Annotated in this window: 12 protein-coding genes; 8 read left to right on the forward strand and 4 right to left on the reverse strand. The window is 51.0% G+C overall.

Translation table 11 applies throughout. The annotated features are described in order from the left end of the window. The first annotated feature begins 2 nt into the window (after window positions 1–2). The 8 genes from devC to NDI45_RS10765 all read left to right on the forward strand — a co-directional run bounded on the left by devC (window position 3) and on the right by NDI45_RS10765 (window position 7086). On the forward strand, window positions 3–1172 hold the full coding sequence (devC, locus tag NDI45_RS10730) for an ABC transporter permease DevC (protein WP_190789890.1): 1170 nt from the start codon (window positions 3–5) through the stop codon (window positions 1170–1172). Further along, window positions 1169–1957, forward strand: coding sequence for a DevA family ABC transporter ATP-binding protein (locus tag NDI45_RS10735; RefSeq protein WP_190789891.1), 789 nt, complete (start codon window positions 1169–1171; stop codon window positions 1955–1957). Before devC ends, NDI45_RS10735 begins: the two co-directional genes overlap by 4 nt. Before the next feature lie 5 nt (window positions 1958–1962). Then, window positions 1963–2451: a hypothetical protein gene (locus NDI45_RS10740; RefSeq protein WP_190789892.1), complete on the forward strand. Its 489-nt coding sequence runs from the start codon at window positions 1963–1965 to the stop codon at window positions 2449–2451. 369 nt (window positions 2452–2820) lie between these two features. Then, window positions 2821–3417 (forward strand): SRPBCC family protein, encoded by a 597-nt coding sequence (locus tag NDI45_RS10745; protein ID WP_347277811.1) that lies wholly within the window; start codon window positions 2821–2823, stop codon window positions 3415–3417. A gap of 196 nt (window positions 3418–3613) precedes the next feature. Further along, window positions 3614–4675 (forward strand): Mrp/NBP35 family ATP-binding protein, encoded by a 1062-nt coding sequence (locus NDI45_RS10750; RefSeq protein WP_190789901.1) that lies wholly within the window; start codon window positions 3614–3616, stop codon window positions 4673–4675. A 39-nt stretch (window positions 4676–4714) separates the two neighbouring features. After that, on the forward strand, window positions 4715–5971 hold the full coding sequence (rodA, locus tag NDI45_RS10755) for a rod shape-determining protein RodA (protein ID WP_190789893.1): 1257 nt from the start codon (window positions 4715–4717) through the stop codon (window positions 5969–5971). Between the two features lie 113 nt (window positions 5972–6084). Continuing rightward, window positions 6085–6279: an NAD(P)H dehydrogenase subunit NdhS gene (locus NDI45_RS10760; RefSeq protein ID WP_190789894.1), complete on the forward strand. Its 195-nt coding sequence runs from the start codon at window positions 6085–6087 to the stop codon at window positions 6277–6279. A gap of 75 nt (window positions 6280–6354) precedes the next feature. Beyond that, window positions 6355–7086 carry an HAS-barrel domain-containing protein gene (locus NDI45_RS10765; protein ID WP_190789895.1) on the forward strand — a complete coding sequence of 244 codons (732 nt, stop codon included), beginning with the start codon at window positions 6355–6357 and terminating at the stop codon, window positions 7084–7086. A gap of 25 nt (window positions 7087–7111) precedes the next feature. Here the strand turns inward: NDI45_RS10765 and NDI45_RS10770 are convergent, their stop codons facing one another. The 4 genes from NDI45_RS10770 to pdhA all read right to left on the reverse strand — a co-directional run bounded on the left by NDI45_RS10770 (window position 7112) and on the right by pdhA (window position 10814). Further along, window positions 7112–7807, reverse strand: coding sequence for a DUF922 domain-containing Zn-dependent protease (locus tag NDI45_RS10770; RefSeq protein ID WP_190789896.1), 696 nt, complete (start codon window positions 7805–7807; stop codon window positions 7112–7114). 436 nt (window positions 7808–8243) lie between these two features. After that, window positions 8244–8423, reverse strand: a complete 180-nt coding sequence (locus NDI45_RS10775) for a replication restart DNA helicase PriA (protein ID WP_347277812.1) — start codon at window positions 8421–8423, stop codon at window positions 8244–8246. 1071 nt (window positions 8424–9494) lie between these two features. Beyond that, window positions 9495–9755, reverse strand: a complete 261-nt coding sequence (locus NDI45_RS10780; RefSeq protein WP_348247302.1) for a chlororespiratory reduction protein 7 — start codon at window positions 9753–9755, stop codon at window positions 9495–9497. A 27-nt stretch (window positions 9756–9782) separates the two neighbouring features. Then, window positions 9783–10814 carry a pyruvate dehydrogenase (acetyl-transferring) E1 component subunit alpha gene (gene pdhA / locus NDI45_RS10785; RefSeq protein ID WP_190789898.1) on the reverse strand — a complete coding sequence of 344 codons (1032 nt, stop codon included), beginning with the start codon at window positions 10812–10814 and terminating at the stop codon, window positions 9783–9785. Window positions 10815–11047 lie beyond the last annotated feature (233 nt).

An 11047-nucleotide genomic window follows, 5' to 3' on the forward strand; every position in this document is an offset into this window, starting at 1 on the left:
GGATGGTTTGGCGGCGGACTCCCCTTGCCTGGTTTAACCTCACCTATGAGCGGCGGCGGCTATTGACTGCGATCGCCGGAGTTGGGTTTGCTGTGGTGCTGATGTTTATGTTTCGCGGCTTTGAGAATGCCCTGTACGACAGCCAGGTGCAGCTTCTAAAACGGCTGAATGGCAACATCGTGATCGTGAATCGAATTAAATACAATATGTTTGTGCCGCAGCAGTTTGCTCGGCGGCGGCTCTACCAGGCAGAAGCATTTGACGGGGTGACGGCTGCCTATCCGCTCTACACGGTTACCGCAAATTGGAAAGATCCGATCAGCAAGCGCACCCGTCCCCTGCGCGTGTTGGCGTTTAACCCAAACGATAACGTGTTGCCCTTACCGGGAATTGTGCAGCATCGATCGGACTTGCTCCTGCCCCGAACTGCTTTGATCGACGAAAAATCTCGCCCGGAAGTGGGGCCCAAGCAGGCAGGCACCGTTACCGAACTGGCAGAACAGCAAGTGACCCTGGTGGGTACGTTTAGCCTGGGCACAGACTTTGCATCTGGCAACGGCAACGTGGTCATGAGCGACCAAAACTTCTTGCGCTACTTTGCCAATCTGGGTCCAGACGAAGAAAGCCGATCGCTGAACACGGTAGACATTGGGCTGTTGCATGTCGCGGACGGAACAAACGTGGAACAACTGACCAAAGTGCTGCGCGATCGGCTTCCCAAAGATATCTCGGTCTATACCAAGCAGGAATTTGTCGATCAGGAACTCAACTACTGGCGCAAAAATACCAGCATTGGCTTTGTGTTTTCGCTGCTGACGACAATGAGCTTCCTGGTGGGCGTGATTCTGGTGTATCAGATTCTCTACACCGACGTTGCCGACCACTGGGTGGAATACGCGACGCTAAAGGCGATCGGCTACTCAAACCGCTATTTGTTCGGCGTTGTGCTGCAACAGGCGACACTGCTGGGATTTCTAGGATTTGTGCCGGGGTGTCTCATCAGCTTTGGGCTATACACCTTAACCCGGAACGCAACCGGACTGTATATGGTCATGACTCCTTCACGAATCCTGAATTTGATGATTGCCACGTTTTTAATGTGTTTGATTTCGGGCGTGATTGCGGTGCGTCGCGTCCAGCAGGCTGATCCAGCGGAGGTGTTTGGCTCATGAGTGCTTCTTTAATCACAAACAGACTGGATTTTGCAGAAGAAACGGCAGGCTCGATCGCCGTTCAAATTCGCAATCTCAATTACTTCTACGGTCAGGGCGATTTGCGAAAGCAGGTGCTATTTGACATCAGCCTGGATCTGCCCAAGGGACAGATTGTGATCATGACAGGTCCATCCGGTTCTGGAAAAACCACGCTGCTGACCCTGATCGGCGCACTGCGAACCGTGCAGGACGGCAGTCTCAAAGTGCTGGAACAAGAAATCGTCGGACTCAGTAAATCAGAGCTAGTCAAAGTGCGGCGCAATATTGGCTTTATCTTTCAGGCGCACAATCTGTTCGATTCGCTCACCGCAATGCAAAACGTCGAAATGGCAGTCGAGCTAACCCAAAACTGGCGCGAAAAGCGGCGACTCGCCACTGAAATTCTCACCCGACTCGGCTTAGGCGAACGGCTCAACTACAAGCCCAACTCCCTTTCCGGCGGACAAAAACAGCGCGTCGCGATCGCCCGTGCTCTGGTCAATCGTCCTACTTTGATTCTGGCAGACGAACCGACTGCTGCTCTAGACAAAGCCTCTGGTCGAGAGGTGGTGACGCTGCTGCAACAGCTTGCTAAAGAGCAGGGCTGTACCATTCTGATGGTGACGCACGACAACCGCATCCTCGACGTTGCCGATCGCATTGTCAACCTGGTAGACGGTCGCCTGGAGTCTGATGAAAGTCTCGATCGCTTTGTCGAAACCCACGACCCGAAGCGGCTGGATCAGAAAATGTTTATTTTGTAGCCCTGATGTCCCTCTCCTTTTTTAATGCTGCTCAGGAACTCACCTACCGCAAGGTGCAGGACTATCTCACCAGTTCCGCCCTGTTCAAAGACCAGATGCAGGTTTCCGCTCATGAGCCATTCTTTTACTTAACCTACGGTTCGGCAAAAATCGTGATCGAGGTGCTGGCATGGGAAGTGCATCCGTGGGAAATGCGAGAACTAGCGATCGTGCGTGCCTGGAGCTGGGTCACGATCGAAACCCAGATTACATCAGAGCTGATGCACTATTTGCTCACTGAAAATTCTCGAATGCGCTTTGGGGCGTTTCAGTTAGGCAAGGGTGGCGAGGTGCTGTTTGGCAACAGTGTGCTGGGCGGCGAGAATATGGATTTGATGGAGCTGCAAACCTGTATTTTATCGGTGGTGACGATCGCTGACACCTATGACGATTGGATTGTGGAACGGTTTGGCGGCAAGCGAGCAACCCACTACTCGATGAATGAAATTGCTTAAAACTGGAAAATAGAGCGGTCATGCTTGTGGCGTAGATGTCCTCGCGGCTCTTACAGATCTTAAAATTCTCCAAACTTAAGCTCCCCAAAGTTAACTCCCCTAAAGTCGATCGATTGAGGGGCAATGCGGTTGAGCGGGCAATCTTCGATCGCTGCGACTCCTCAAACCGCCCCTCCCATGGAAAAGTGCTCTGGCTCTGTATTAAATATTTCATTTGACAAACTCGCCGTACTGACTTAACGACCTGGACTACAATAGAAGGTCTTATGTCTTAGACGATCGATGCGTCGGTCAGGTTTTGATCTGCTGCCCGACCCCCGACCGAAAGACGATTACTGCAATCAGGCAGAGCTTCGAGGAGGACGAGCAATGTTAGGCTTCTGGTCTCGACGGATACGCTGGAACTTTGATAATCTTCCTCCTCTCGCGGAAACCTATCAGGCGGTTAGTTCTGCTTCAGTAGACGACCTGTGGCAGAAGGTGGTGAATTTAGCCGATGTCTCGTGGCATCCCCTGATCGCCCGCACTAACGTTCCGCAGGGGCTGATTCCTAAACCGGGATTGATTTATCAGGCAGTGAGCCGTCTCAGCCCGTTTCCAATTCAGATTTTTGTGGAGCGGGTGTCGCCGATGGAACTGCTAAGCGTTCGAATTTTGGCGCTTCCGGGAGTTGAAGAGCGGGTGACGTATCGCGTTGAGTCTACGCTGTGCGGCACAAAGGTTTCCTACTCGGTGACGCTGCGCGGCTGGCTTTCGCCGATCGTCTGGTCAATCATTCGCCCTTATGCTGCTAAAGTTGCCCGTGAGCTGGCACTTGCGGCTGAGCAGGATTTGATAGAAGCAGACAATCCGGTTTCCAAGCGGCGCAAGCTCGATTATCCCGATGTGTTTGCGGGTCTGCTACTATGGCAAATCGGCTTTCAGGTGATAACCTGGCTCGATCGCTGTCCGCGTATTCTGGGTTAAGTCTGGGATGAAGCTTGAGAAAACCGAATCGTTGCTTTCGGGCAGGCTGCTTTGATTCAGGCGAACTGATTCAGGCAAAGCAAACGGTAGAATGGACGTTGAACATTTTGCCCTTATTTTCTTTTGCTTCAAGTTTTACCTTTCGTTTTGTCCTGTCGCCTGGTCGATCGCCAGAGTTGAGAACGCGATGCCCACAATGCTAGAAACAAGTGCCATTCTGGACGTGCTGCGCCCCGTGCAAGACCCGGAACTGCGAAAAAGCCTGGTCGAACTGAATATGATTCGCAATGTTCGGGTCGAGGGAAGTAAGGTCAGCTTTACCCTGGTGCTGACGACTCCGGCTTGTCCGCTGCGCGAGTTCATTGTCGAAGACTGCCAGAAAGCGGTGAAGACCCTGCCCGGTGTAGAGTCAGTTGAGGTGGAAGTGACCGCAGAAACGCCTCAGCAGAAATCCCTGCCCGATCGCACTGGAATTGCAGGCGTGAAGAATATTATTGCCGTGTCGAGCGGTAAAGGTGGCGTGGGCAAAAGCACAGTAGCGGTGAATATTGCCGTCTCGCTGGCACAGGCAGGCGCAAAAGTGGGGCTGATCGACGCAGATATCTATGGTCCCAACGCGCCAACAATGCTGGGGTTAGCCGATGCAAAAATTGTGGTGCACCAGGGCAGTAACGGAGAAGTGCTGGAGCCTGCGTTTAACTATGGCGTGAAGCTCGTTTCGATGGGCTTTTTGATCGACCCGGATCAGCCTGTAGTCTGGCGTGGTCCGATGCTGAATGGCATTATTCGCCAGTTTCTCTATCAAGTGCAGTGGGGTGACCTGGATTATCTCATTGTCGATTTGCCGCCCGGAACCGGAGACGCGCAGTTGACCCTAGCGCAGGCTGTGCCGATGGCAGGAGCCGTGATCGTCACCACACCCCAAACCGTTGCTTTGCTCGATGCCCGTCGCGGTCTGCGGATGTTCCAGCAGCTTCAGGTTCCGATTCTGGGCATTGTGGAAAATATGAGCTACTTTGTGCCGCCTGATCTACCCGATCGCCAATACGATATCTTCGGCTCCGGCGGCGGTGAGAAAACTGCCAAAGAATTGGGCTTGCCGCTGCTAGGCTGTATTCCGCTGGAGCTTCCGGTACGAGAAGGGGGCGATCGAGGCGTTCCCATCGTGGTGAATGATCCAGAGTCTCCTTCTGCTAAAGCGATTACGGCGATCGCTCAGCAGGTTGCCGCCAGAGTTTCCGTCGCTGCCCTGGCATAAGCTATTCTGTCTTAAGCGCAGTTTTTCCCCAATTTGCCCATGCTTTATCGCTCCCTTAGCCGCATTAGCTGGAAAGCTTTGATACAGCCCTGGCAGGAAGTCGATTGGCTACTGTTTTTGCTGGCAATCGGCATGACGGCGCTCGGAGGCATTGCCATTCGCAGTACTGAACTGCATCAGGGATTTTCCACCTGGTGGCAGCACTGGATCACGGGCGGCATTGGTTTGGTAATGGCACTGTTCATCGCCCGATCGCGCTATGAAAATTTGCTTCAGTGGCAATGGATTATCTACGCAATCACAAATCTTTCGCTGCTGATCGTAATTTTTATTGGAACCACGGCAAATGGAGCACAAAGCTGGGTGACGATCGGCAACTTCAACCTTCAGCCGTCGGAATTTGCCAAAGTAGGCGTGATCATTACGCTGGCAGCAACCCTGAACGAGCGCGGTGCGCCCACGATTCCGATCGTGCTGAAGACGCTGGTAATTACCGCAGTTCCCTGGGTGCTGATTATGCTTCAGCCTGACCTGGGAACGGGACTGGTGTTTGGCGCAATCACGCTGGGAATGCTTTACTGGGGCAATGCGAATCCGGGTTGGCTAGTGCTGCTGATTTCTCCGATCGTCTCTGCAATTTTGTTTGGCATTTTCCTGCCGAGCTGGTTTTTCTGGATCGGGCTGGTGCTGTATCTCGGCTGGCGCACACTGCCCTGGGCATTGTGGGGGTCGATCGGGGTGGGCGTAGTGAATCTGATTGCGGGGGGACTGGGAAATTTTGCCTGGACGAATTTACTGAAGGAATATCAGCGCGATCGGCTGGCACTGTTTCTCAATCCCGATAAAGACCCGCTTGGCGGCGGCTATCACCTGATTCAGTCGCGGATTGCGATCGGAGCAGGGCAAATGTTGGGGCGCGGCATCAATCAGGGCACTCAAACCCAGCTCAATTTCATTCCCGAACAGCATACCGACTTTATCTTCTCGGCAATCGGCGAAGAAATGGGCTTTGTCGGCTGTGTGGTCGTGCTGGCGGTGTTCTGGCTCATTTGTCTGCGGCTGGTAATTATTGCCCAAAACGCTAAAGATAATTTTGGTTCGCTGCTAGCGATCGGGGTGCTGTCGATGATTGTCTTTCAGGTGTTGGTGAATATTGGCATGACGATTGGATTGGCTCCCGTAACAGGCATTCCTTTACCCTGGCTTAGCTATGGGCGATCGGCGTTGCTCACTAACTTTATCGCGCTGGGGATTGTGGAATCAGTGAATAACTATCGTCATCGGCTCAAGTTTTAGCATCATTCAAACTGCAAACAGCAATCATCAAGGATTTCTATTGCGGTTTCTCTTCTGCATTCGTGCGGGAATGATCTAAGCTAATATCAGTTCACTTTACCGATGATTCACTTATGATTCTGCCGGGAGCTGCAGTTCGCGTTAAAAACGTCGACGATATCTATTACGGCTATCAAGGCTTGGTTCAGCGTGTAGGCGATGGCAAGGTGGCAGTGCTGTTTGAAGGCGGCAACTGGGATAAACTTGTCACCTTTAAACTGGCTGATATCGAAGCGATCGATGCTAAAGCCGGACGCGCCAAGAAATAATCTCCGCATCGCCTGATCGCCTCACTCTTCTATCCGCTCACCTTCTTTCCCCTAACCTGATCGCACATTCCTCCTATGCGGCTGCCTCTGCCTCAATTCAGCTCTCAAAGCCGTCACCCTGGCTATTTCGCCGAAGTGATCGAGACGGCAACGACTGAATTTCTAGCGCAGTGCCTTGAACCGGAAGACCTCAGCTTTGCAGTGATGCCGCCCTTCGGAAGCTGGGTCAAGGCAAAAGATGAAGAGTCTGGAAATGTGGTTTATGCCGTGGTTTATCATGCCACGACCAGCCCGATCGACTCGGTGCATCGTGCCAGAGCGTTAGGACTCTCGCTGCAAGACCTGCGAGAACAGCAGCCGCAGATTTTCGCCATGCTCAAAACCGAGTTTCGGGCAGCGATCGTCGGCTTTCAGTCCGGTAGAGGAAGCCATGCCGCCAGGGATGGAACCGGAAACGGAACCAGGAATGGGAACGTCAAAAACGGGAACGGCAGGAAAAACGGCAGCAGCCTGAGCGAAACGATTTATCAGCATTTGCCGCCTCGTCCACCGCAAATTCATCAGGCAGTTTACTACTGCGACTCTGAAGAAATTTTGCGCTTCAGCGAACAGCTTGATTTTCTGCGAACGCTGCTTCAGGTGACAGGCGCACCCGTCGATGGTTTAACGGCAGCCGCAATCCGAGAAATTTACCGACTGCGGCAAGCCGATCGCCAATGGCTCGTTCAGGCAGGACGAATGCTGAGCATTCTGCTGAAGGATGACTACGATCGGCTTCGCATTATCTTGAGCCAGATTTATATCTAGAATTTATATCTAGAAGCGGTGACCCTTAAAGGGAGGCATTCGGGGCAGTCTGAGCATCTGCATGAATGAGCGGGAAAACGGCTCCCTGAGTTCTGCCGTGCCCCGTGGCGCGATCGTATGCGATATCCTGGCGGTTATAAACCGCAATAACCTGATCAGCCGCTTCTTTGGCAGCCTTTTCAAGCTCGCGGCAGTTCGGATATTCAGGAAGCTGGCGCAACACTTGCAGCACGGACTGAGCCGCAGCAACGCCGTTCTTTTTGTGCCCCTCTTCGTGCAGTTGCAGGGCAGTCATGTAGTGATTCCATTCCGTTCGCAGCCCAGATGATACATAGTGGGAACCCTTCCATCGCGGCAGCGTGAAGACGACATCGACTTGAGTACTAATCGATCGAGCCACGCAGTTTTTGCCATTCCGGGCAAAGCGAATGTTCCACTGAACGTTCCAATTGGTCAGGGCATCGAACGAGCGTCCCTCAGCATCACTCACAGGGCTTCGCCGAAGCATTTGCGATCGCAGCTCGGCAGCCGTTGTTCCTGCGATCGGATAAAAGTGATAGCGGATATCGACCGGAAGGTGGCTTTCAGAGGATGGAGCTGGAGAAGGCGATAAACTCGGCAGAAGGGAATCTGTGAGTGACGATGGGAGAACAGCTGGAGGAGGTGAAATGGTTGCCAGGGCAGAACTAGTGCGGAACAGGGTAAACCATGAACCAGACAACCAATCGGAAAAAGAGGGAACACGAACGAAGGAGACTGCAATAAGCGTAGAGAGAAACAGAAGAGCAAATCGACGCAGCACAGCTAGCAATCCTGTTAAGGCAATATTCCTTTAGGAGGATGCCCATATTACAGAACTAAGCTTTCGGCTTCTTAACAATTCGAAGCAAATTACTCAGAAACACCAGGAGCAGGCGCAGCAGCGCGTTCAGCCTTAACAAGAAGCAAAAAAAGAGGGTAGCTGTGACCCCCTTTGAACTCCACTGTGAGATTAAACTTGCTTAGGATTAATCAATTTTCTAGCGATTTTTTCTAATTGTTCTTAAGCTTGTTCCAGCTTTTAGACGATTGCCCGACTCGCACTTTGAGTTCGACTATTAAGTTCAGCTTCTAAATTCAGCTTTCGAGTTCAGTTAGAGTTATCCACTATCAATAGATTAAGAACAAATTGAAATTCCAGGAGCATAAGCTTCTATAACATTTCCTGTACGTGAACAGGTAATCAAAAGATAGTCACAGGTCGGACATTGAGTTTGGATCAGCTGCTGGTTGACTAGATAAAGCCTTTCGCCAGGGCTACCGCAGTTTGGGCATCGAATTGATTGCGATAGCGGAATCATTTGAGTTTCTGTACTCTGCGCTTCTTTGGCTTCAGTTTCTTTCGCTGAGAACGAACTAAAAGAACAATTAATCACAGCCTCTTTAAACCTATTGATTGAATTGACAGTAACTCGATCAAAAATCAGAAAAAACAATAAATTCGATCGCTTAAAATTTTCAAGTCTAAACCTTAACGGTGAGAAACCTGACTTAAAGTTGCTTAAGTAAAGACAGCGTTCAATTCTTTTATTATGTCAAAATTAGCAGAGAACAACCCTAGAAAATCGTTTCTTTAAGACGGGGATCGCTCTCCAGCTAACTGATCCCCACTTTATAAGGATCTCAGGGTACAGCCATCTATCCAAAGACAGTTGCTCATCTTCTACCGGAAAAGATTTCATTTCTTCTGGTTTTTTTTAGTAAATCTTTATAATTCAATCCCTTTCTGAGAGCGATCGAATTTGTTGAAACAGTCTTAGTAAAACACTGTTCTGTCGATACAAATTTAATTTTTAGATAAAGATTCTCAAAAAATCAGGAGAGCAAGCCCAATTGCGATCGTAATCCTTCTGAATCTTGGCTCGATCAAAATGCAATTCCAGTGATTAAAACTCTATGAAATAGAAAATTGTGATTTGGCGCAGTTGCTAATTCTAAAAATCGTGATGTTGATCAATAGGAACGATCAAGTTACTGTAGCTTTCGTAACAACGTCCCCCTGTTCAATGTTGCTGGAAGCAGGAGCTGGGCAACGAGGAGCAATCCATTAACAAACGCGGGATGCTCCCTGTTTTGTTAGAAGGGGTTTGAGCAGCCGCAAAGGTTATATATCCCCCTATATTTTCGTTGGAGAGCTTTGAGAACCTTCAAGAGCCCTCGGTTTCCCTCAGCACTGGGGGTTAAGGGGGGGAAGTTTGGAATCTTCCAGGCAAACGTTTTACGTCTGCATCCTACCCCGAAGCTTGGTGGATCCGGGGATAAAGACGACGGAGATAGAAGTTGGGTTAACGGCTTAAAGCAAGCGGATTGGCGGCGAGATTAGACAACGCACCTGCTTTAATCTATTACTGGGTGGCAAGAGCATTCTGCTACTTTTCGAGTCGAACGGCGTACCACTGAAGGTACTCGCCTGGATTCATATCCAGCGTGCAGGCAGTTTCCATCAGATATTTTGTCTGCTCATCCAGGTCGGTGAACTGCTGCACATCACGGGGTAGGTTATCCTGGCGATCGTTCAGCACTGCTTTTAATCGGTCGAACAGTTCCGCAGCCGTGAGGATTTGCTCTGGCTGGTTGGGTTCCAGCAGCACGTAGTAATCCTCGCTGCTGTACATGATTGGGTCAGCCATAGGAGTCAGGCGCAGGTAAGAGGCAAATTACTCGTCTTCTGCAAACACATAGCGGTAGAGTTCACTGGCTTCTGGCTCAGGGCTATCCTGGGCAAACTTAACCGCATCCTCAATAACGGCTTGAATCTGTCGATCGATCGCCTTTAGCTCTTCTGCGGTTGCCAAATTTTTCTCAGTCAGGTGACCTGCCAGTTTTTTGATTGGGTCACGGGCAAGCCAGGCTTCTTTTTCGGCTTTCGATCGCAATTCGTCTGGATCTGCCAGCGAATGACCCCGGAAGCGGTAGGTGAGACACTCGATCAACGTTGGACCTTCTCCGGCACGGGCACGCTCGATCGCCTCTAGCGCAACCGTTCGCACGGCTAAAACATCCATTCCGTCTACTTCGATTCCTGGCATCCCAAACACGCTGGCTTTCTTGTAAATTTCTGGCTGAGAGGTTGCCCGCTCATGCGCCATGCCGATCGCCCATTTATTGTTTTCCACCACAAACAGAATCGGCAGTTTCCAGAGGGCTGCCATATTGAGACACTCGAAAAACTGCCCGTTGTTGCTAGTTCCGTCTCCAAAGAAAGCTGCCGTCACTTGGTTTGCCGTTTCGTCGCCCATTGTTTCTCGGCGATACTTGCTCTGGAACGCAGCTCCTAACGCAACCGGAATTCCCTCTCCAATAAAGGCATAGCCGCCCAGTAGCCGATGCTCCGCCGAAAACAGGTGCATGGAGCCACCCCGTCCTTTGCTGCATCCGGTCACTTTGCCAAACAGTTCTGCCATGACCTCACGGGCAGGGACTCCGGCACTCAAGGCATGAACGTGATCGCGGTAGGTGCTGCACACATAATCCTCACCGGGGTGCATCGTACGAATTACACCTGTGGAAATGGCTTCCTGCCCGTTGTACAGGTGGACAAATCCAAACATTTTTCCCCGGTAGTACATTTCAGCGCACTTGTCTTCAAAGGTGCGCCCCAAGACCATATCTTCATAGATCGCCAGCCCCTCTTCACGGGTTACGGGCGCGATCGAGGGCAAAGTGGGAATTGTCCGTTCCTGAATCATTAGATGTGCCGTTTCCTTCAGCGACAGTGTACTGCTTGTGGGTAATTTGATTGGGGGTACTTGGGTCGTCGATCCTTATCGTAAATACTCACTTGTCGTAAATACTTATCGTAAGTGCTTGTCGTAGATCCTTTATAACTGCGGAGCTATAAGGGCTGAGCCTCAGTTCGCCTGCGTTAGGCTTGAACCCTGATCGCCTGCTCTAAGGCTGCAAATTGTTTGGGAATCTCATG

Origin of the sequence: Leptolyngbya sp. GB1-A1, from assembly GCF_039962475.1 — a bacterium.
In the GTDB taxonomy this organism is placed as follows: Bacteria; Cyanobacteriota; Cyanobacteriia; order Elainellales; family Elainellaceae; genus Leptolyngbya_A.